The organism is Pseudomonas sp. JAI111 (assembly GCF_024809425.1).
GTDB lineage: Bacteria > Pseudomonadota > Gammaproteobacteria > Pseudomonadales > Pseudomonadaceae > Aquipseudomonas.
Window position 1 is genome coordinate 66,110 of the sequence record NZ_JANUCB010000006.1, and the last position, 21,057, is coordinate 87,166.

The 21,057-nt window shown below is 59.4% G+C and carries 25 protein-coding genes; 12 read left to right on the forward strand and 13 right to left on the reverse strand.

Annotated elements, in window-relative coordinates; all coding sequences use genetic code 11:
- The first annotated feature begins 47 nt into the window (after positions 1 to 47).
- Positions 48 to 1,208 (forward strand): Do family serine endopeptidase AlgW, encoded by a 1,161-nt coding sequence (gene algW, locus HNR03_RS19365; protein WP_222589799.1) that lies wholly within the window; start codon positions 48 to 50, stop codon positions 1,206 to 1,208.
- Positions 1,209 to 1,329: 121 nt separating this feature from the next.
- On the opposite strand, the gene hisC is transcribed toward algW, so the two are convergent.
- From hisC to HNR03_RS19415, 10 genes are all read right to left on the reverse strand, one after another.
- A complete protein-coding gene (hisC, locus tag HNR03_RS19370) occupies positions 1,330 to 2,382 on the reverse strand; it encodes a histidinol-phosphate transaminase (protein ID WP_259155226.1) in 1,053 nt (350 codons plus the stop codon).
- Position 2,383: 1 nt separating this feature from the next.
- Positions 2,384 to 3,709: a histidinol dehydrogenase gene (gene hisD, locus HNR03_RS19375; RefSeq protein WP_259155227.1), complete on the reverse strand. Its 1,326-nt coding sequence runs from the start codon at positions 3,707 to 3,709 to the stop codon at positions 2,384 to 2,386.
- A gap of 124 nt (positions 3,710 to 3,833) precedes the next feature.
- On the reverse strand, positions 3,834 to 4,469 hold the full coding sequence (hisG, locus tag HNR03_RS19380) for an ATP phosphoribosyltransferase (RefSeq protein ID WP_007901570.1): 636 nt from the start codon (positions 4,467 to 4,469) through the stop codon (positions 3,834 to 3,836).
- Positions 4,470 to 4,610: 141 nt separating this feature from the next.
- A complete protein-coding gene (gene murA / locus HNR03_RS19385) occupies positions 4,611 to 5,876 on the reverse strand; it encodes a UDP-N-acetylglucosamine 1-carboxyvinyltransferase (RefSeq protein WP_222589796.1) in 1,266 nt (421 codons plus the stop codon).
- Between the two features lie 22 nt (positions 5,877 to 5,898).
- Positions 5,899 to 6,138, reverse strand: coding sequence for a BolA family protein (locus tag HNR03_RS19390; protein ID WP_008070578.1), 240 nt, complete (start codon positions 6,136 to 6,138; stop codon positions 5,899 to 5,901).
- Between the two features lie 114 nt (positions 6,139 to 6,252).
- Positions 6,253 to 6,558, reverse strand: a complete 306-nt coding sequence (locus tag HNR03_RS19395; RefSeq protein WP_222589795.1) for a lipid asymmetry maintenance protein MlaB — start codon at positions 6,556 to 6,558, stop codon at positions 6,253 to 6,255.
- On the reverse strand, positions 6,555 to 7,208 hold the full coding sequence (locus tag HNR03_RS19400) for a phospholipid-binding protein MlaC (RefSeq protein ID WP_222589794.1): 654 nt from the start codon (positions 7,206 to 7,208) through the stop codon (positions 6,555 to 6,557). Before HNR03_RS19400 ends, HNR03_RS19395 begins: the two co-directional genes overlap by 4 nt.
- A gap of 11 nt (positions 7,209 to 7,219) precedes the next feature.
- Positions 7,220 to 7,687: an outer membrane lipid asymmetry maintenance protein MlaD gene (gene mlaD / locus HNR03_RS19405; RefSeq protein ID WP_222589793.1), complete on the reverse strand. Its 468-nt coding sequence runs from the start codon at positions 7,685 to 7,687 to the stop codon at positions 7,220 to 7,222.
- Positions 7,687 to 8,484 carry a lipid asymmetry maintenance ABC transporter permease subunit MlaE gene (mlaE, locus tag HNR03_RS19410; protein ID WP_090175460.1) on the reverse strand — a complete coding sequence of 266 codons (798 nt, stop codon included), beginning with the start codon at positions 8,482 to 8,484 and terminating at the stop codon, positions 7,687 to 7,689. Before mlaE ends, mlaD begins: the two co-directional genes overlap by 1 nt.
- Entirely contained in the window at positions 8,484 to 9,293 is an 810-nt protein-coding gene (locus HNR03_RS19415) for an ATP-binding cassette domain-containing protein (RefSeq protein ID WP_017336546.1), read from the reverse strand. Before HNR03_RS19415 ends, mlaE begins: the two co-directional genes overlap by 1 nt.
- A gap of 277 nt (positions 9,294 to 9,570) precedes the next feature.
- Between HNR03_RS19415 and HNR03_RS19420 the strand changes: the two genes are divergently transcribed.
- The 10 genes from HNR03_RS19420 (at position 9,571) to HNR03_RS19465 (ending at position 16,598) form a co-directional block, all read left to right on the forward strand.
- Positions 9,571 to 10,545, forward strand: a complete 975-nt coding sequence (locus HNR03_RS19420) for a KpsF/GutQ family sugar-phosphate isomerase (protein WP_222589792.1) — start codon at positions 9,571 to 9,573, stop codon at positions 10,543 to 10,545.
- Positions 10,545 to 11,069, forward strand: coding sequence for an HAD family hydrolase (locus HNR03_RS19425; RefSeq protein WP_090175466.1), 525 nt, complete (start codon positions 10,545 to 10,547; stop codon positions 11,067 to 11,069). The genes HNR03_RS19420 and HNR03_RS19425 overlap by 1 nt, the downstream gene beginning before the upstream one ends.
- A gap of 7 nt (positions 11,070 to 11,076) precedes the next feature.
- Complete coding sequence (gene lptC, locus HNR03_RS19430) at positions 11,077 to 11,649, forward strand: LPS export ABC transporter periplasmic protein LptC (protein ID WP_208669982.1); 573 nt, start codon at positions 11,077 to 11,079, stop codon at positions 11,647 to 11,649.
- Positions 11,636 to 12,184 carry a lipopolysaccharide transport periplasmic protein LptA gene (lptA, locus tag HNR03_RS19435; RefSeq protein WP_222589790.1) on the forward strand — a complete coding sequence of 183 codons (549 nt, stop codon included), beginning with the start codon at positions 11,636 to 11,638 and terminating at the stop codon, positions 12,182 to 12,184. Before lptC ends, lptA begins: the two co-directional genes overlap by 14 nt.
- Positions 12,184 to 12,909 carry an LPS export ABC transporter ATP-binding protein gene (gene lptB, locus HNR03_RS19440; RefSeq protein ID WP_090175473.1) on the forward strand — a complete coding sequence of 242 codons (726 nt, stop codon included), beginning with the start codon at positions 12,184 to 12,186 and terminating at the stop codon, positions 12,907 to 12,909. Before lptA ends, lptB begins: the two co-directional genes overlap by 1 nt.
- Positions 12,910 to 13,093: 184 nt before the next feature.
- Complete coding sequence (locus HNR03_RS19445; RefSeq protein ID WP_090175476.1) at positions 13,094 to 14,587, forward strand: RNA polymerase factor sigma-54; 1,494 nt, start codon at positions 13,094 to 13,096, stop codon at positions 14,585 to 14,587.
- Between the two features lie 74 nt (positions 14,588 to 14,661).
- Positions 14,662 to 14,970, forward strand: coding sequence for a ribosome hibernation-promoting factor, HPF/YfiA family (gene hpf / locus HNR03_RS19450; RefSeq protein ID WP_095190855.1), 309 nt, complete (start codon positions 14,662 to 14,664; stop codon positions 14,968 to 14,970).
- Between the two features lie 12 nt (positions 14,971 to 14,982).
- Complete coding sequence (gene ptsN, locus HNR03_RS19455; protein ID WP_259155234.1) at positions 14,983 to 15,447, forward strand: PTS IIA-like nitrogen regulatory protein PtsN; 465 nt, start codon at positions 14,983 to 14,985, stop codon at positions 15,445 to 15,447.
- Positions 15,448 to 15,449: 2 nt separating this feature from the next.
- The gene (gene rapZ, locus HNR03_RS19460) at positions 15,450 to 16,307 is read left to right on the forward strand and encodes an RNase adapter RapZ (RefSeq protein ID WP_259155235.1); all 858 of its coding nucleotides are present in this window, start codon (positions 15,450 to 15,452) and stop codon (positions 16,305 to 16,307) included.
- Between the two features lie 15 nt (positions 16,308 to 16,322).
- The gene (locus tag HNR03_RS19465) at positions 16,323 to 16,598 is read left to right on the forward strand and encodes an HPr family phosphocarrier protein (RefSeq protein ID WP_259155236.1); all 276 of its coding nucleotides are present in this window, start codon (positions 16,323 to 16,325) and stop codon (positions 16,596 to 16,598) included.
- A 107-nt stretch (positions 16,599 to 16,705) separates the two neighbouring features.
- On the opposite strand, the gene pmbA is transcribed toward HNR03_RS19465, so the two are convergent.
- The gene (gene pmbA / locus HNR03_RS19470; protein WP_222589787.1) at positions 16,706 to 18,052 is read right to left on the reverse strand and encodes a metalloprotease PmbA; all 1,347 of its coding nucleotides are present in this window, start codon (positions 18,050 to 18,052) and stop codon (positions 16,706 to 16,708) included.
- Between the two features lie 108 nt (positions 18,053 to 18,160).
- Here pmbA and yjgA point away from each other — a divergent pair, with 108 nt between their 5' ends.
- Positions 18,161 to 18,685: a ribosome biogenesis factor YjgA gene (yjgA, locus tag HNR03_RS19475; RefSeq protein ID WP_007901505.1), complete on the forward strand. Its 525-nt coding sequence runs from the start codon at positions 18,161 to 18,163 to the stop codon at positions 18,683 to 18,685.
- A gap of 50 nt (positions 18,686 to 18,735) precedes the next feature.
- On the opposite strand, the gene tldD is transcribed toward yjgA, so the two are convergent.
- Together tldD and HNR03_RS19485 are read right to left on the reverse strand one after the other, a co-directional pair.
- A complete protein-coding gene (tldD, locus tag HNR03_RS19480) occupies positions 18,736 to 20,178 on the reverse strand; it encodes a metalloprotease TldD (RefSeq protein ID WP_222589786.1) in 1,443 nt (480 codons plus the stop codon).
- Positions 20,179 to 20,196: 18 nt separating this feature from the next.
- On the reverse strand, positions 20,197 to 21,045 hold the full coding sequence (locus HNR03_RS19485; protein ID WP_259155238.1) for a carbon-nitrogen hydrolase family protein: 849 nt from the start codon (positions 21,043 to 21,045) through the stop codon (positions 20,197 to 20,199).
- Between the last annotated feature and the right edge of the window lie 12 nt (positions 21,046 to 21,057).

A 21,057-nucleotide genomic window follows, 5' to 3' on the forward strand; every position in this document is an offset into this window, starting at 1 on the left:
CATTATGGGCGGTCTCATACCGCCTGCAACCTTTCAGGACGTGCTTAATGCTCAAGGCGCTGCGTTTTTTCGGCTGGCCGCTGTTGGCCGGCGTGCTTATCGCTCTGTTGATAATTCAGCGTTACCCGCAGTGGGTCGGGCTTCCAAGCCTCGACGTGAACTTGCAGCAAGCCCCGCAAACCACCATGACGCAACAGGGACCGGTGTCCTATGCCGATGCCGTGACCATCGCCGCGCCGTCGGTGGTCAACCTGTACACCACCAAAGTCATCAACAAACCCAACCATCCGCTGTTCGAGGATCCGCAGTTCCGTCGCTTCTTCGGCGACAATTCGCCCAAGCAGAAGCGCATGGAGTCGAGCCTCGGTTCAGGCGTGATCATGAGCCCGGAAGGTTACCTGCTGACCAACAACCACGTGACCAGCGGCGCCGACCAGATCGTGGTCGCGCTCAAGGATGGCCGTGAAACCCTGGCCCGAGTGATCGGCAGCGACCCGGAAACCGACCTCGCGGTCCTGAAGATCGACCTGAAAAACCTGCCGTCGATTACCGTCGGCCGCTCCGACAACATTCGCATCGGTGACGTCGCCCTGGCTATCGGCAACCCGTTCGGCGTCGGCCAGACCGTGACCATGGGCATCATCAGCGCCACCGGGCGTAATCAGCTGGGCCTGAACAACTACGAAGACTTCATCCAGACCGACGCGGCGATCAACCCCGGCAACTCCGGGGGTGCGCTGGTCGATGCCAACGGCAACCTGACCGGCATCAACACGGCGATTTTTTCCAAGTCCGGTGGCTCCCAAGGTATTGGTTTTGCGATCCCGATCAAACTGGCCATGGAAGTGATGAAGTCGATCATCGAGCACGGCCAGGTGATTCGTGGCTGGCTGGGTATCGAAGTACAACCTTTGAGTCAGGAACTGGCGGAGTCGTTTGGTCTGTCGGGACGTCCGGGCATCGTGGTGGCGGGCATTTTCCGTGACGGTCCGGCGCAGAAGGCCGGCCTGCAATTGGGCGACGTGATCCTCAGCATCGACGGTGAACCGGCCGGCGATGGCCGCCGTTCGATGAACCAGGTGGCGCGGATCAAGCCCACTGACAAGGTCACGATCCAGGTGATGCGCAATGGCAAAGAGTTGAATCTCACCGCTGAAATCGGTTTGCGTCCGCCACCGGCGCCGGTCAAAGAGAAAGAAGAAGAGTAAGCAGCCAACACAAAACCACTGTGGGAGCGAGCTTGCTCGCGATGAGGCCATAACATTCAGTATCTATGTTGAATGTAAGATCGCCATCGCGAGCAAGCTCGCTCCCACAGGGTCGAGTTGTTTAGAGGTCGCCGAGGCCGTCGATCAGTGCCTGGTTCTGCTCAGGCGTGCCAATCGAAATCCGCAGGAACTGGGCAATCCGCTCCTGCTTGAAGTGCCGAACGATCACACCCTGCTCACGCAGTTTCGCCGCCACGCCAGCCGCGTCGTGCTTGGGATGACGCGCGAAGATGAAGTTTGCCGCCGACGGCAACACTTCAAAGCCCTTCCCTTCCAATTGCTTAACGACCCACTGACGATTCTCGATGACCAATCGGCAGGTCTTGTCGAAGTACTCGCGATCATCAAAAGCGGCGGCTGCACCGACATTCGCCAGGCGATCCAGCGGATAAGAGTTGAAGCTGTTCTTGATCCGCTCCAGCGCCTCGATCAAGTCCGGATGCCCCACCGCCAGGCCAACCCGCAGGCCAGCCAGCGAACGGGACTTGGACAAGGTCTGGGTCACCAACAGGTTCGGATAACGGTCCACCAGACTGATCGCCGTCTCGCCGCCGAAATCGATGTAAGCCTCATCCACCACCACGACTGAATCCGGGCTGGCCTTGAGGATTTGCTCGACCGCTTCCAGCGCCAGCAGGCAACCGGTTGGCGCATTCGGGTTGGGGAAAATGATCCCGCCGTTTGGCTTGGCGTAGTCCGCCGGGTTGATCCGGAACTGTTCGTCCAGCGGCACCGCGTCGAACTTGATGCCGTACAAGCCGCAGTAAACCGGATAGAAGCTGTAGCTGATGTCCGGGAACAACAGCGGTTTATCGTGCTGCAGCAAGCCGTGAAAAACGTGCGCCAGGACTTCATCGGAACCGTTGCCGAGGAACACCTGATTGCTTTGCACGCCGTAGTACCGGGCAACCGCTTGCTTGAGCACGTCGCTGTTCGGGTCCGGGTACAAACGCAGGTTGTCATTGAGCTCGGTCTGCATCGCCGCCAAGGCTTTGGGCGATGGGCCGTACGGGTTTTCGTTGGTGTTGAGCTTCACCAGTTTCGTCAGCTTCGGCTGCTCGCCCGGCACGTAAGGCACCAGATCCTTGACGAACGGGCTCCAGAATTTACTCATCTCAGTTGTCCTTTTTTTCGTCAACGATGCGGTATTCGGCGCTACGCGCGTGGGCGGTCAGCGATTCGCCACGGGCCAGCACCGAAGCGGTCTTGCCCAGTTCCGATGCGCCCTGCTCGGAGCAGAAGATGATCGACGAGCGCTTCTGGAAGTCGTACACGCCCAGCGGCGAGGAGAACCGCGCGGTGCCGGAGGTCGGCAGCACGTGGTTGGGACCTGCGCAGTAATCACCCAGGGCTTCAGACGTGTGACGCCCCATGAAAATCGCGCCCGCGTGACGGATCTGCGGCAACCAGGCCTGCGGATCGGCGACCGACAATTCCAAGTGCTCCGGTGCAATACGGTTGGCCACTTCGATGGCTTGTTCCATGTCGCGAACCTTGATCAACGCCCCACGGCCATTGATCGAGGTTTCGATGATTTCGGCACGTTCCATGGTCGGCAGCAGTTTGGCGATGCTGGCGGCGACCTTGTCGAGGAACTCGGCGTCCGGGCTGACCAGAATCGCCTGGGCGTCTTCGTCGTGCTCGGCCTGGGAGAACAGGTCCATGGCGATCCAGTCCGGATCGGTGTGACCGTCGCACACCACAAGGATTTCCGAAGGGCCGGCGATCATGTCGATACCGACCTGGCCGAACACGTGGCGTTTGGCGGTGGCGACATAGATGTTGCCCGGGCCGACCACTTTGTCGACTTTCGGCACGCTTTCGGTGCCGTAGGCCAGCGCGGCAACTGCTTGCGCGCCACCGATGGTGAACACGCGGTCGACGCCGGCGATGCAGGCCGCCGCCAGCACCAGTTCATTGATTTCACCACGCGGGGTCGGCACCACCATGACCACTTCGGCCACGCCGGCCACTTTGGCTGGAATCGCGTTCATCAGCACGGAAGACGGGTACGACGCCTTGCCGCCCGGCACATACAGGCCGGCGCGGTCCAGTGGCGTAACCTTCTGGCCCAGCACCGTGCCGTCGGCTTCGGTGTAGGTCCAGGATTCCTGCTTTTGTTTTTCGTGGTAGCTGCGTACGCGGGCCGCGGCTTTTTCCAGGGCTTCGCGCTGGGGCACGGTAATCCGTGTCAGCGCCAGTTCCAGGCGCTCGCGCGGCAGGATCAGGTCCGCCATGGAGGCAACGTCAAGGCCGTCGAACTGCCGGGTAAAGTCCACCAGCGCCGCGTCGCCACGTTCACGCACGGCTTTGATGATGTCCAGCACTCGCTGATTGACCGAGTCGTCAGACACACTTTCCCAGCTCAGCAGATGATCCAGATGATGTGCGAAATCCGGGTCAGCAGCGTTGAGTCGGCGAATTGCAGTCGGTGCGGTCATAGCGAGAGCCTCATAGGATTGGCAAAAACTCAGGCGCCCGAAGCTACCATCGATCCGCTTGGGCACCTGAGAATTCTGGCTATGAGGCGGATAGACGGGCGCGACTTAACGTCGCGCAGGTGAATCAGCCGCGGTGTCGAGACTCCACTGCCTTGCGCAGGGTGTCGATCAACGCCTGGATACGGGCGTGTTGCATCTTCATCGAAGCTTTGTTGACGATCAGCCGGGAGCTGATGTCGGCAATGAAATCCTGGGGTTCCAGGCCGTTGGCCCGAAGCGTGTTGCCGGTGTCGACCACGTCGATGATCTTGTCGGCCAGACCGATCAGCGGTGCCAGTTCCATCGAGCCGTAGAGCTTGATGATATCGACCTGACGACCCTGTTCGGCGTAGTAGCGCTTGGCAACGTTGACGAACTTGGTCGCCACCCGCAGACGGCCCTTGGGCTCGACATCACCGACACGGCCGGCAGTCATCAGCTTGCACAGGGCAATTCGCAGGTCCAGAGGCTCATACAAACCCTGGCCGCCATATTCCATCAGCACATCTTTACCGGCGACGCCCAGGTCCGCGGCACCATGCTCGACATACGTCGGCACATCGGTGGCGCGCACGATCAGCAGGCGCACATCGGCCTGAGTCGTGGGAATGATCAGCTTGCGGCTCTTGTCCGGATTCTCGGTCGGCACGATGCCCGCTTCAGCCAGAAGCGGCAGGGTGTCGTCAAGGATGCGGCCCTTGGACAGTGCGATGGTCAACATGGGAAACGTCAGTCCTTATCAGGCTACTGATGCCCGGTCGCAAATGGCGCCGGACACACTTCGAAGGCTTTCTCGTAATGAAAAGACACCCTCGACTTGAAACGAAACCAACGGGCGCGTCCCTGCGCCCTGCAGCAGAAACTAGCCCGGTACGCGGCGGATCTTGGCGCCGAGCATTTGCAGTTTCTCTTCGATGCACTCGTAACCACGGTCGATGTGGTAGATGCGGTCGATCAGGGTGTCACCTTCGGCGATCAGGGCCGATATCACCAGGCTGGCCGATGCACGCAGGTCAGTGGCCATCACTGGTGCGCCTTTGAGCTTCTCGGTACCGGTAACGATGGCAGTGTTGCCTTCGACCTGGATCTTGGCGCCCATGCGGTGCAGTTCGTACACGTGCATGAAGCGGTTTTCGAAGATCGTCTCGATCACCGCACCGGTGCCTTCGGCAATGGCGTTGAGGGAGATGAACTGCGCCTGCATGTCGGTCGGGAACGCCGGGTATGGGGCGGTACGCACGTTGACAGCCTTTGGCCGCTTGCCGTGCATGTTCAGCTCGATCCAGTCTTCGCCGCAGGTGATTTCGGCACCCGATTCGCGAAGTTTTTCCAGAACGGCTTCAAGGATGGTCGGATCGGTGTCCTTGACCTTCACACGACCGCCGGTCACAGCGGCCGCCACCAGGTAGGTGCCGGTTTCGATACGGTCAGGCATCACTTTATAAGTGGTCGGGTGCAGACGCTCGACGCCATCGATGATGATGGTGTCAGTGCCGGCGCCAGTGATCTTGGCACCCATGGCGATCAGGAAGTTCGCCAGGTCGATGACTTCAGGTTCGCGAGCGGCGTTCTGCAACACGCTGCGGCCCTTGGCCAGAGCGGCCGCCATCATGATGTTTTCGGTACCGGTCACGCTCACGGTATCGAAGAAGAAGTGCGCGCCGCGCAAGCCGCCTTCAGGCGCCTTGGCCTTGATGTAGCCGCCTTCGACGTCGATGACCGCGCCCATCGCTTCAAGACCGCGAATGTGCAGGTCAACCGGACGCGAGCCGATGGCGCAACCGCCAGGCAGTGCGACTTCGGCTTCACCGAAACGCGCTACCATCGGGCCCAGCACCAGGATCGACGCACGCATGGTTTTCACCAGTTCGTACGGAGCGATCAGAGTCTTGATGGTGCGCGGGTCGATTTCGACGCTGAGCTTCTCGTCGATCACAGGCTCGATGCCCATGCGACCGAACAGCTCGATCATGGTGGTGATGTCGTGCAGGTGCGGCAGGTTGGCCACGGTCACCGGGCCATCGCACAGCAGCGTGGCAGCCAGGATCGGCAGGGCAGAGTTCTTTGCCCCGGAGATGCGGATTTCGCCATCAAGACGAACGCCACCGGTAATAATCAATTTATCCATAAGAATCTCGACGCCCTTGGGCTCAGGTGCGCTCGGCCCAGGCCGCGCTGCTGAAAAATTTCATAGTGACCGCATGGATGCTGCCATCGGCGATCCATGGGTTCAAATGGGCATAGATGCTCTGCTGACGCTTGACCGGGCTCAGTGCCGCCAGTTCATCGCTAATCACGTTCAGCTGAAAGTTGCAGCCTTCGCCTTCAACTTCCACCTGGATTCCTGGCAGCTTTCCTTCAAGGAAGCTCTTAACTTCTACGGCCTGCATGCTCAACCTCAATCGGCGCCCTGTGCGCGCGGGTCGGACATCATACAAAAAAGCCCCGCGCCTGCGAACCCCGCTAAGCAGGACTCTGACGGGGGGCTTCTTTATAGATGTGGATTAGGGATGCGCCAACAGCTCGGTCAATTCGCTGACCTGAGCGATTTCGCGCATGTCTTCAGGCATCCCGCGGATGCTCAGCTTCTTGCCGGCCGCCTCTGCATCGCGTATGAAGCACAGCAGCAGGGACAAGCCCACGCTGCTGGACTTCAATACCGCCGAACAATCGACCACCAGGGTGTCGGCCTTGCTGGCCTTGATCAGCGCCTCCCCCTGCTTGCGCAGGCCGGGGCCGGTCCGGTAATCCAGCATCCCGCTAAGCCGCAGCTCGCCGGTTTCGCTCATGCGAATGGCCGACACACTCATTGGGCAGACTTCTCGGAAGCATCGGCGGTTTTTTCCTTGGCCTTGGCCACTTCCCCGGCCCAACCATTGATGGTCTTGTCCAGGTCGTTGCCATTGCGCTGCATCGCATCCGCGAATTGATCGCGGAACAGCTTGCCGATATTGATACCGTTGATGATCACGTTACGCAGCTTCCACTCGCCATTGATCTTCTCGAGTGTGTACGACACGGGATAGATCGCCCCGTTGTTGCCTTTTACGGTCATGCCAACGCTGGTGCGATCACCCGACTCATCCTTGGCAGGATCGACGGTGATGCCCTGGTTGTTGTATTCGAGCAGGGCATTGCCATAGAACTGGAACAGGCCCCGCTTGAAGTTTTCTTCAAAGGTCTTCATCTGCGCAGGCGTGGCTTTGCGCGAGTACTTGACCGTCATGATGCTTTTGGAGATGCCCTCGGCATCCACCACAGGACCGACGATGGTGTTCAACGCCGTGTAGAAATCCTGCGGATCCTTTTTGTACTTCTCTTTGTTGGCCGACAGGTCGGCCAGCATCCGGTTCGTGGTGTCCTGAACCAGTTCGTGCGCGGAAGGCGCTGCCACGGCGTTAGCCATCAACGGCAGGGCCGCCAGTATTACCAACAGGCCACGTCGCAAGGTAGAGATCATTCAAAAGCTCCTCATTTGGCGTCTTTGCTAACGGTATTGAGCAGGAATTTACCGATCAGGTCCTCGAGTACCAGCGACGACTGGGTGTCGTGAATGATCCCACCGTCCTTGAGCAAGGCGGATTCGCCGCCCACGCTGATACCGATGTATTTTTCGCCCAACAGGCCAGCAGTCAGGATAGATGCAGTGGAGTCAGTCGGTAGATTATCTACACGTTTTTCCACCTGCATGGTCACCCGACCAGTGAAACTGTCGCGATCCAGATCGATAGCCGTGACCTTGCCGATGGTCACACCGGCCATGGTCACTTTAGCTCTGACCGTCAAACCTGCGATATTGTCGAAGTAAGCATAAAGTTTATAGGTGTCTGTTGTAGCGCTCGGGGACAGGCCACTCACCCGCAACGCCAGCAACAGCAAAGCCAGGATGCCAGCCAGCAAGAAAAGGCCGACACCGATTTCCAGGGTGCGGTTTTGCATCAGAAATCTCCAAACATCAAGGCGGTCAGAATAAAGTCCAGGCCGAGTACAGCCAAAGAGGCATACACCACGGTCTTGGTAGTGGCACGACTGATCCCCTCGGATGTGGGCTCGCAGTCATAGCCTTGGAATACGGCAATCCAGGTCACGACAAAGGCAAAGACGATGCTTTTGATGATGCCGTTGAGCACATCGTCAGTGAACGTCACGCTGTTTTGCATGTTGGACCAGTAGGAACCTTCATACACACCCAGCCAGTCGACTGCCACCCAGGAACCGCCCCAGATACCCACCACGCTGAAAATCATCGCCAGCACCGGCAGGGAAATGAAGCCGGCCCACAGGCGTGGGGCAACGATGTATTTGAGCGGGTCGACACCAATCATTTCCAGACTGGACAACTGTTCGGTGGATTTCATGTTGCCGATTTCGGCAGTCAACGCGGAACCGGCGCGCCCGGCGAACAGCAATGCCGTGACCACGGGGCCCAGCTCACGCAACAGCGTCAGCGCAACCATCTGGCCGACCGCCTGCTCGGAACCATAACTGGACAGGATGTTGAAGCCTTGCAGCGCCAGCACCATGCCGATGAATACCCCGGAGACCACGATGATCACCAGGGACATCACGCCCACCGAATGCAATTGCTTGATCAGCAGGCCAAAACCGCCGCCGATGCCACCACGACCGAGCAAGGCATGAAACAGGAAAATCGCCGAACGACCGAACACAGCCAGCGCATCAATGGCGGAATGGCCGAACCGGCGCACGCGTTCTATCAGTGAAATCTTGCGCATCAACGCTTCCCCAGAAGATCTGCGCGGTAATCCGTCGCTGGAAAGTGGTATGCGACCGGACCGTCGGGATCACCTGTCATGAATTGACGAATGCGCGGTTCCTGCGAATTCATCAACTCTTCGGGAGTGCCCTGCCCCAATACTTGCCCGTCACCCACTACATAAATGTAATCGGCGATGCTCGCGGTCTCGGCCAGATCGTGAGACACCACGATACTGGTAATGCCCAGCGCATCGTTGAGCAAACGGATCAGGCGCACCAGCACGCCCATGGCGATTGGGTCCTGGCCGACAAAAGGCTCGTCATACATGAGGATCTGCGGATCGAGGGCAATCGCCCGCGCCAGCGCGACACGACGCTTCATGCCGCCGGACAACTCGTCAGGCATCAGGTCGATTGCGCCACGCAAGCCCACGGCCTGCAATTTGAGCAGAACGATGTCGCGGATCATTTCTTCCGGCAGCTCGGTGTGGACGCGCAGCGGAAAGGCGACGTTCTCGAACACATCGAGGTCGGTGAACAGCGCGCCGCTCTGAAACAGCACGCCCATGTGTTTACGCGCATCGAACAAATCGCTGCGCGACAGCTTTGGCAGGTTCTGGCCGTTGACCCAGACTTCGCCCTTGGTGGGACGCAACTGTGCGCCCATCAAGCGCAACAGCGTGGTCTTGCCACACCCGGAAGGCCCCATGATGCCGGTGACCTTGCCGCGCGGGATACGGATATCGACGTTATTGAAAATGCTGCGCGCACCGCGCTTGAAGGTCAGTCCCTTCAGCTCGACCGCGTAGGCGTTATCGGCACTCATCTAAACTCCTTGCGATGCAGCCTCTCACTCGGACGCCTGGCTCTCTGACGAAAGCACATACCTCCCCGGGCAGGCCGAACTGGCGGCGAACTATATCACTGCAAAGGGCAAGCGCCCAAGGCCCAAGCCGGGGCATGTTCAGCAAGATGACAGGCAAAAAACCTTGTTCGACGAGTATTTGGTAACCGGGAACAACAAAGCATGACGAACTTGCGTGAGGGTTTCGATCATTACCGCTATAATCGCCGCCTTTTCATCAGGCTATACGATTTCTGACATGAGCCAATCCAGCGACCTGATTCAATCCGCCCAACGCACCATCCGCCTCGAGCTGGAAGCCGTACAAGGCTTGCTGCCCCATATCGACGCAGATTTCGTACGCGCTTGCGAGATGATTCTGGCCAGCAAAGGCCGCGTGGTCGTGGTCGGCATGGGCAAGTCGGGACATATCGGCAACAAGATTGCCGCCACACTGGCCAGCACCGGCACCACGGCCTTTTTCGTGCACCCGGCCGAAGCCAGTCATGGCGACATGGGCATGATTACGCGTGACGACATCATCCTGGCCCTGTCGAACTCCGGCTCCACCAATGAAATCGTGACCCTGCTGCCCTTGATCAAACGCCTGGGCATCAAATTGATCAGCCTCACCGGCAACCCCGATTCGCCGCTGGCCAAGGCTGCCGAGGTCAACCTCAACGTTCACGTCGAGCACGAAGCCTGCCCGCTGAACCTGGCACCGACCTCTTCAACCACCGCTGCACTGGTCATGGGCGATGCCCTGGCCGTCGCGCTGCTGGAAGCCCGCGGCTTTACCGCTGAAGATTTCGCCTTTTCCCACCCGGGTGGCGCGCTGGGCAGACGCCTGTTGTTGAAAGTCGAAAACGTCATGCACGCCGGACAAGAGCTGCCGCAGGTCCAGCGCGGCACCCTGCTAAAGGACGCGCTGATGGAAATGACCCGCAAGGGCCTGGGCATGACCGTGATCCTGGAAGCCGATGGCAAACTCGCCGGCATCTTCACGGACGGTGATTTGCGTCGGACCCTGGACCGCAGCATCGACATCCACAGCGCCACCATCGATCAGGTCATGACCGCACACGGCAAAACCGCCCGCGCCGAAATGCTTGCGGCCGAAGCCCTGAAAATCATGGAAGACCATAAGATCAACGCGCTGGTCGTGGTCGACAGCGACGACCGGCCGGTCGGCGCCTTGAACATGCACGACTTGTTGCGTGCAGGAGTAATGTAATGAGCACGGACCTGCTGCAACGCGGCAAACAGATCAAACTCGCGGTGTTCGACGTCGACGGCGTGCTGACCGACGGACGGTTGTACTTCCTTGAAGACGGTAGCGAATTCAAGACGTTCAACACCCTCGACGGCCAAGGCATCAAGATGTTGATGGCAGCCGGCGTGCAGACCGCTATCATCAGCGGCCGCAAGACCCCGGTGGTCGAACGTCGGGCGAAGAACCTCGGCATTCCACACCTTTATCAGGGGCGCGAAGACAAACTGGTGGTGCTGGACGAACTTCTGGCCCAACTCAACCTAAGCTATGAACAAGTTGCCTATTTGGGTGACGACTTGCCAGACCTGCCGGTGATTCGCCGCGTTGGCCTGGGCATGGCGGTGGCAAATGCCGCCAGCTTCGTACGTGAAAACGCCCATGGCATTACCCTGGCCCGCGGTGGCGAGGGTGCCGCTCGTGAATTCTGCGAATTGATCCTGCTCGCCCAGGGCCGCCTTGATGCGGCCAACGCCGCGTACCTGTGAGCCCATTATGTTGAGCAAAAAGATTCGTAACATCCTGTTGTTCAGTTGCATCGCGGCGCTGTTCGCCGCGGTCGGCTACTGGAACATCAGCCCGGAACGCTTCCTCGATAAGCCCGTAGCCAAGGTCGACGAAAGCGCCATTGACTATTACGCCACCAACGCCCACAGCGTGCAGTACCTGCCGGACGGCAAATTGCAGTACGAAATGACGTCCGACAAGGTTGAACACCTGAAAGCGACCGAGGTGACGTTGCTGACCAATCCCGACCTGAACATGTTTCGCGGCACCCAGTTTCCGTGGCACGTCCAGAGCGAGCGAGGGGAGGTCAATCCCGACGGCACTCAGGTCGAACTGATTGATTCAGTGCGCATCACGCGTTTCGACGAGAAAAACCGCAAGACCCTGATTACCACCACCCGTATGACTGTGTTCCCCAAGGAGCAATATGCGCAGACCGATCAACCCGTTAGAATCGACGGCGCTGGCGGTGTATCGACAGGCAACGGAATGAAAGCGTACTTGAAAGAAAGCAGGATACACCTGCTATCGAACGTAAGAGGACAGTATGAGGCTCGTTAAAACTCTCCCTATTTTGCTCAGTCTGGGCGCAGCACTGGGAAGCGTGAGCGCCTGGGCTCTGCCGAACGATCAAGAGCAGCCTATCCGCATTCAGGCCGACGATGCCCAACTGGACGACAAGAATGGCGTTGCCACCTATAAAGGTGACGTGATCATCACTCAGGGCTCGATGATCGTTAAAGGCAACACCGTGACCATCACCCGCACGCCGACCGGTGAAATTGACGTGGTGACCTCGGTGGGCAACCTCGCCTACTTCGAACAATTGCAGACCGCCGGCGATACCAAGCCTGTTCAAGGCTGGGGCATCACCATCCAGTACCACGCCGCGCAAAACCGCATCGTCCTGATCGATAAGGCAAAAGTCATCGACAAGGACAACAACATCACTCAAGGCGAGAAAATCGTCTATGACACCGTCAAAAAGCTTGCGAGCGCCGGTCGCGCCACAGGCAACAAGGTCACCGAAGCGCGCCCACGCATCGACATGGTGATCCAGCCCAAGCCGAAAAACGACGCGAAAAAGGCTCCATAATGGCAACTCTGAAAGCTCAGCATCTGGCCAAGAGCTACAAGAGCCGCCAGGTCGTGCGTGACGTCAGCCTGTCAATCGACAGCGGTCAGATCGTCGGCCTGCTGGGCCCTAACGGCGCCGGCAAGACCACCTGCTTCTATATGATTGTCGGCCTGGTGCAGGCCGATCAGGGTCGTGTGCTGATCGATGACCTGGACGTCAGCCACCAGCCAATGCACGGTCGTGCAAAGGCCGGTATCGGCTATCTTCCGCAAGAAGCGTCGATTTTTCGCAAACTGTCGGTGGCCGACAACATCATGGCCATCCTCGAGACCCGCAAGGAGCTCGACAAGGACGGTCGTCGCAAGGAACTGGAAAGCCTGCTGCAGGAATTCCATATCAGCCACATCCGTGACAACCTCGGCATGAGCCTGTCCGGTGGTGAGCGCCGCCGCGTGGAAATCGCACGCGCCCTGGCCACCAACCCGAAATTCATCCTGCTCGACGAACCATTCGCCGGTGTGGACCCGATTTCGGTGGGCGACATCAAACAGATCATCTACCACCTCAAGGCCAAAGGCATTGGCGTGTTGATCACTGACCACAACGTCCGTGAGACCCTTGATATCTGCGAAACCGCCTACATCGTTAACGATGGACAGCTCATTGCCGAAGGCGACTCCGCCACAATCCTGGCCAATGACCTGGTGAAAGAAGTCTATCTGGGCCATGAGTTCCGCCTGTAAGCACTGAGGTGTCTGGCTGGTCGCCCGAGCGCTTGTCTCGATAAAAAATCAACATTTTTTTATTGTTACGGCGCTCTAGGCAAACGCTGCAGTTTCGGGCATATAATTTGCTTATGTTTGGCGCTCCGGCGCCCTGTAGTGGATGGCGCATGTGCGCCGGCGAATAAGGTGTTTAGCCCCTGCCATGAAACCATCGCTAGTCTTGAGAATGGGCCAGCAGCTGACGATGACACCGCAGCTGCAACAGGCCATCCGCCTGCTCCAATTGTCGACCCTGGACCTGCAACAGGAAATCCAGGAGGCTCTGGAGTCCAATCCGATGCTCGAACGCCAGGAAGAAGGCGACGACTTCGATAACGCCGACCCCTTGGCCGACAAAGCCGAACAACAACCCAACGCCGATGTTTCAGAGCCCTCCTACCAGGAAACCGCCCCGACGGTGGACAACCTGGAGGAAGGTGACTGGAATGAGCGCATTCCCAACGAGCTGCCCGTCGATACGGCATGGGAAGACGTTTACCAGACCAGCGCCAGCAGCCTGCCGAGCAGCGATGACGACGAGTGGGATTTCACTACCCGTACATCGGCCGGTGAAAGCCTGCAAAGCCATTTGCTGTGGCAGCTGAACCTGGCACCGATGTCCGACACCGATCGCTTGATCGCCGTGACCCTGATCGATTGCATCAACAATCAGGGCTACCTGGACGAAACCCTCGAGGAAATCCTCGAAGCCTTCGATCCGGAACTGGACATCGAACTGGACGAAATCGAAGCCGTTCTGCATCGCATCCAGCAATTCGAACCGGCCGGTATCGGCGCCCGCAACCTGGGCGAATGCCTGCTGCTGCAACTGCGCCAGCTGCCAGCCAAGACACCTTGGCTGGCGGAAGCCAAGCGCCTGGTCACCGACTACATCGATCTGCTCGGTAGCCGCGACTACAGCCAGCTGATGCGCCGCATGAAGCTCAAGGAAGATGAACTGCGCCAGGTGATCGAACTGGTGCAGAGCCTCAACCCGCGTCCGGGCTCGCAGATCGAGTCCAGCGAAGCCGAATACGTCGTCCCTGACGTGATCGTGCGCAAGGACAACGAGCGCTGGCTGGTCGAGCTGAATCAGGAATCGGTGCCACGGCTGCGGGTCAACGCCCAATATGCCGGTTTCGTGCGCCGCGCCGACACCAGCGCCGACAACACTTTCATGCGCAATCAGTTGCAGGAAGCACGCTGGTTCATCAAGAGCCTGCAAAGCCGCAACGAAACCCTGATGAAAGTGGCCACCCAGATCGTCGAGCATCAGCGCGGCTTCCTGGAGTATGGCGACGAAGCGATGAAACCGCTGGTCCTGCACGACATTGCCGAGGCAGTGGGCATGCACGAGTCGACGATTTCACGGGTGACCACGCAGAAATTCATGCATACCCCTCGGGGCATTTATGAACTGAAATACTTTTTTTCCAGCCACGTCAGCACCTCCGAAGGCGGCGAATGCTCGTCCACGGCGATCCGCGCAATCATCAAAAAACTGGTTGCGGCGGAAAATCAGAAAAAGCCGTTGAGTGACAGCAAGATCGCTGGTTTACTGGAGGCACAAGGCATTCAGGTGGCTCGCCGCACCGTCGCCAAGTACCGCGAATCCCTCGGGATCGCGCCTTCGAGCGAACGCAAGCGGTTGATGTAGAGCCACGCCACAGCGTTCCAGTGGTAGATCATCTGGTCTACCGCTTTATGCACTGGCAACGAAGGAGAAGCTGTATGCAAGTCAACATCAGTGGACACCAACTGGAAGTGACCGAACCTCTGCGCGCCTACATCGGCGAAAAACTCGAACGATTAGAGAGGCATTTCGACAAGATCACCAACGTGCAGGTCACGATGTGCGTCGAAAAGCTGAAGCAGAAAATCGAAGCCACGTTGCATATTCCCGGCAATGAAGTGGTCGCCAACGCGGAACACACCGATATGTACGCGGCGATCGACTTACTGACCGACAAGCTCGATAAACAACTCAAAAAGCATAAGGAAAAGACCCAAAGCCTGCTCCAGGGCGCTACCGGTCGTTAACACTCCCAACCCATGATCCGACTTGAAAACATCCTGACCCCCGGCCGTTCTCTCGTGAACGTGCCGGGCGGCAGTAAAAAGAAAGCCCTTGAGCAAATTGCCACCCTGATCGCCCGGGAAGTGCCGGATCTGGAGATGCAAGATGTCTTCGAGGCTTTGATTGCCCGTGAAAAACTCGGTTCGACCGGTTTTGGCAACGGCATCGCCATCCCTCACTGTCGCATCAAGGGCTGCAATTCGCCCATCAGCGCCCTGATACACCTTGAAGCCCCCATCGATTTCGACGCCATCGACGGCGCCCCGGTTGACCTGCTGTTCGTGCTGCTGGTCCCGCAGGCCGCTACCGATGCGCACCTGGAGCTACTGCGCCAGATCGCCAGCATGCTCGATCGCAAGGAAGTGCGCGAAAAACTGCGCAGCGCCCCGAGTAATGAAGCCTTGTATCAGGTCGTCCTGAGCGAGCAAAACGGTCATTAATCATGCGCTTGATCATTGTCAGTGGCCGTTCCGGCTCAGGTAAAAGTACCGCACTCGATGTTCTCGAGGACAACGGCTACTACTGCATCGACAACCTGCCCGCCGGCTTGCTGCCGGAACTCGCCGAGCGCGCGCTGATTCATACCGAGCTCGCACAACCGCTGGTCGCGGTATCCATCGATGCCCGCAACCTGCCCAGTCATCTGTCGCGATTTCCGGAACTACTGGAAGAAGTGCGCAGCCGGCACATCAAATGCGATGTGCTGTACCTGGACGCCGACGAAGAAACACTGCTCAAACGGTTTTCGGAAACCCGCCGTCGCCACCCGCTCAGTACCGCTCACCGTTCGTTGGCCGAGGCGATTCAGGACGAAACCAGTTTGCTGGGGCCGATTGCCGACCTGGCCGACCTCAAAGTCAACACCACCAACCTGAACCTGTATCAGTTGCGCGATACCATCAAGTTGCGCCTGCTGAACCAGCCGGACAGCGGCACTGCGTTCCTGGTGGAGTCGTTCGGATTCAAGCGAGGCATGCCAGTCGACGCAGACCTGGTGTTCGACGTGCGCTGCCTGCCCAACCCTTACTGGAAGCCGGAGTTGCGCGAGCTGTCCGGGCTTGATCAACCGGTGGCCGAGTACCTGGCGGGGCAACCGGACGTCGAAGAGATGTTCCAGGACATTTCCTCCTACCTGCTAAAATGGCTGCCGCGCTTCGCCGCGAGCAACCGTGCTTATGTCACCATTGCCATTGGCTGCACCGGCGGGCATCACCGCTCCGTCTACCTGACCGAACGTCTGGGCCAGGTTCTGCAACAATCCCTGAAGAACGTCCAGGTCCGCCACCGCGACCTCAGCTAAAGGATTCACATCGCGATGCCTGCTCTGGAAATCGAAATCATCAACAAGCTGGGCCTGCATGCCCGCGCTTCGGCAAAATTCGTTGGCGTTGCGGGTCAATTCAAGGATTGCACAATCAGAGTTGGACGCACGCCAGAATCCACCGTCGACGGCAAAAGCATCATGGCCATGATGATGCTCGCTGCTGGCAAGGGCACGAAGATCCACCTCAATACTGAAGGCGAGCAGGCACAGGAAGCGCTGGATGCCCTGGTGAAGTTGATCAATAACTACTTCGACGAAGGCGAATAACCGCCCCCTTTATGTAGCAGTTCGCTCCCACGGGGGCGGTGCAAGACGCAATAAAAAAGGCGCGCCACCCAATCGGGTGGCGCGCCTTTTTTGCGCTGCGATAAGCGTTAGCTACCGGCCACGGTCATCCGCTCGATCAACACCGAGCCTGTACGAATGTTGCTACGCAGCTCCAGGTCATTACCCACCGCGACGATCTGCTTGAACATGTCGCGCATGTTGCCGGCAATGGTCACTTCCTGGACCGCGAACTGGATTTCGCCATTCTCGACCCAATAACCGGCCGCGCCACGGGAATAATCGCCCGTGACCATGTTCAGGCCCTGCCCCATCAACTCGGTTACCAGCAAGCCACGCCCCATACGGCGCAGCAACGCTGCCTGATCTTCGTCGCCATGGGTGACGAACAGGTTGTGTACGCCGCCTGCGTTGGCGGTACTTGGCATACCCAGCTTACGGCCGGAATAGGTGCCAAGGATGTACGACACCAATTCGCCCTTTTCGACGAACGGCTTGGCATAGGTCGCGAGGCCATCACCGTCGAACGCCGAACTGCCCATGGCGCGCATCAGATGCGGACGTTCATCGATGGTCAGCCATTCCGGGAACAGCTTCTGCCCCAAGGTGCCTTCAAGGAACGACGATTTGCGATACAGGCTACCGCCGGAAATCGCCGACAGGAAACTACCGAACAAACCACCGGCCAGTTCAGCGGAAAACAGCACCGGCACTTCGCAAGTCGGCACCGGACGCGCACCCAGGCGGCTCGCCGCCCGTTGAGCGGCACGCTGGCCGATGCTCTCCGGACTGGCCAGCAAGTTGCCCTGACGGTTCACGTCATACCAGTAATCGCGCTGCATCTGGCCATCGGCCTCGGCGATCATGACGCAGCTCAGACTGTGACGAGTCGACGCGTAGCCGCCGATAAACCCGTGGCTGTTGCCGTAAACACGGCAGCCTTGATGGGTGCTGAGGGTCGTTCCGTCAGCATTCTTGATCCGGCTATCGGCCGCAAACGCCGCCGCCTCACAGGTCAGCGCCTGCTCGATGGCCTGCTCCGGGGTAATGTCCCATTGGTGGAACAGGTCGAAATCCGGCAGATCCCGGGCCATCAACGCGGCATCAGCCAGGCCCGACGCTTCGTCTTCCGAGGTGTGCTTGGCGATGGCCAACGCCGCAGCGACGGTTTCGCGAATGGCTTCCGGGCCACTGGCCGATGTACTGGCCGAGCCTTTGCGCTGACCGACGTACAAGGTGATGCCAAAGCCCTGATCGCGGTTGAATTCGACGGTTTCGACTTCGCGCTGACGCACCGAAGTGGACAGGCCCTGCTCCAGCGACACCGCCACTTCACAGGCACTGGCACCCTGGCGCTTGGCTTCAGCGATGATCTGCTCGACTTGTTCTTGCAGTGCCGGCAACGCTTGTGGGCCGACGCTTTCAACTGCACTCATGCTGTTCTCCACTCAAATTCTGCTTTCGGCTAGGGCCTTCGAGCGACCGGGCCGGACAAGCGGCCCCCGACTGGTTATCATGGCGGCGTTTCTTTGCGGACGGCCACCATGGTTGATTCTTACGACGACTCCCTCGATACGGGAGAAAAAAGCAAATCCCAGGTCAAACGCGAGCTTCATGCTCTGGTTGACCTCGGCGAGCGCCTTACAACGCTCAAGCCTGACTTGCTGGCAAAACTGCCGTTGACCGACGCTATGCGTCGGGCTCTGGCCGATGCGCCCAAGCACACCGCGAATATCGCGCGTAAACGGCACCTTATGTTCATCGGCAAACTGATGCGCGATCAGGACACTGACGCCATTCTGACCTTGCTCGATCAACTCGATGCCTCCACCCGGCAGTACAACGAACGTTTCCATGGCCTGGAACGCTGGCGCGATCGTTTGATCGCGGGCGACGATGCAGTCCTGGAGAAGTTCGTGCTCGACTACCCGGAGGCTGATCGTCAGCAATTGCGCTCCCTGATCCGTCAGGCCCAGCACGAACTGGCGACCAACAAGCCACCGGCATCGAGCCGTAAAATCTTCAAATACATCCGTGAGCTGGACGAGACTCAACGCGGCCTGCGTTGATGCTCGGATCGGGTGAGTCGCCAAGCGGCTCACCCGAAGCTCCATCCTGTTTACGATCCTGTGCCACCCACAGTGATCGCATCGATTTTCAGCGTTGGCTGGCCGACACCCACCGGCACCGACTGCCCATCCTTGCCGCACGTCCCCACACCACTATCCAGCGCCAGATCATTGCCGACCATCGACACCTTGCTCATGGCTTCCGGGCCGTTGCCGATCAACGTCGCGCCTTTGACCGGGGCGGTAATCTTGCCGTCTTCGATCAGGTACGCCTCGCTGGTGGAGAACACGAACTTGCCGCTGGTGATGTCTACCTGACCACCGCCGAGGTTGGCGCAGTAGATGCCGCGTTTTACCGAGGCAATGATTTCCGCCGGGTCGCTTTCGCCCGCCAGCATGTAGGTGTTGGTCATGCGTGGCATCGGCAAGTGCGCGTAGGATTCACGGCGACCGTTACCGGTGCGGGCAACGCCCATCAGGCGTGCGTTGAGCTTGTCCTGCATGTAGCCCTTGAGTACGCCGTTCTCGATCAGCGTGGTGCACTCGGTCGGGGTGCCCTCGTCGTCGACGCTCAGGGAGCCGCGGCGGCCCGCCAACGTACCGTCATCGACGATGGTGCAGAGCTTGGACGCAACCATCTCGCCCATGCGCCCGCTGTAGGCGGAACTGCCCTTGCGGTTGAAGTCGCCTTCCAGGCCGTGGCCGACCGCTTCGTGCAGCAGCACGCCGGACCAACCCGAACCCAACACCACCGGCAACGTACCGGCCGGCGCCGGGATCGCTTCAAGGTTGACCAGCGCCTGACGCAACGCTTCACGGGCGTAACCCATGGCGCGGTCATCGCTGAGGAAATAACGGTAATCGGTGCGACCGCCACCGCCATGACCACCGCGCTCGCGGCGACCGTTCTGCTCGACGATCACGCTGACGTTAAAGCGCACCAATGGCCGTACATCCGCCGCCAGACTACCGTCCGTCGAAGCCACGAGGATTCGCTCCCAGACGCCGGCCATGCTCACGGTGACTTGCTGAATACGCGGGTCGAGGGCGCGCGTCGCGACGTCGATGCGCTTAAGCAACTCGACTTTCTCGGCACGCGTCATCACTTCCAAAGGATTGTCCGGCCCGTATAACTGGGCGACATCGGCCGTGGTGAACGCCTGCACCGTGCCATTCTGCCCGGCGCGGGAGATCGAGCGAGCAGCACGTGCCGCCGCGCCCAGGGCTTCCAGCGTGATCGCATTGCTGTAGGCAAATCCGGTTTTTTCACCCGATTGCGCACGAACGCCGACGCCCTGATCGAGGTTGAAGCTGCCTTCCTTGACGATCCCGTCTTCCAGCGCCCAGGACTCGGAAATCTGCCCCTGGAAATACAGGTCGGCGGCATCGATGCCCGGGCCGGCCAGATCGCCGAGTACACCTTGCAGGCTTTCGATGGTTACGCCGCCGGGCGCCAGGAGGTGTTCACTGACTGAGGACAACAACTCGCTCATATGCTTTACGCCTTAAATTCATCGTTCTGAGGCAGGTCGCTGGGCGCCCTGCGAGAAAAAGCGCCGGTGACTGGACACCGGCATCCGCGCCCTGATGGACGCCTGTTCGCTGCTATCGCGTTCGGCCAGCAGCACGGCCTCGCCTTGATCCTGTTGCGCCAGCACGCGGCCCCACGGGTCGATGATCGCGGCATGGCCAAAGGTTTCTCGCGGCCCCGGATGCGTCCCACCCTGAGCGGCTGCGAGTATGTAACATTGAGTCTCGATGGCCCGCGCGCGAATCAGCACGTCCCAGTGCGCCGCGCCGGTCACCGCCGTAAAAGCCGATGGCGCGGTAATCAGCTGCGCGCCGCCAGCCCGTAATTCGCTATACAGCTCCGGGAAACGCAGGTCATAACACACCGTCAGGCCGACCCGGCCGACGGGTGTATCGGCTAACACCACGCCGCTGCCATGAGCATAGTCATCGGACTCGCGATAACGCCCGCGATTGTCCGCAACGTCCACGTCGAACAGGTGCAGCTTGTCGTAACGCGCCACTGTCTCGCCTTGGTCGTTCACCAACAGCGAGCAGGCATGCACCTTGGCCGTCGGTTGATCCAGCGGCGGCAACGGCAATGTGCCGGCCACTATCCATAACTTGAGGTCGCGGGCGGTCTGTTTCAACCACGGCAGGATCGGGCCTTCACCCAAGGCCTCGGCGCGACCAAGGTCGGCAATGTCGCGACGGCCCATGGCGGCGAAGTTTTCTGGCAGCACCGCAAGCTGCGCACCACCGGCTGCCGCCTGCTCGAGCAGATGACGGGCCCGGGCAAGATTGGCCAGCACATCGCTCTGGCTGACCATTTGAATCACCGCAAAAGACATGGCCTTTTCCTG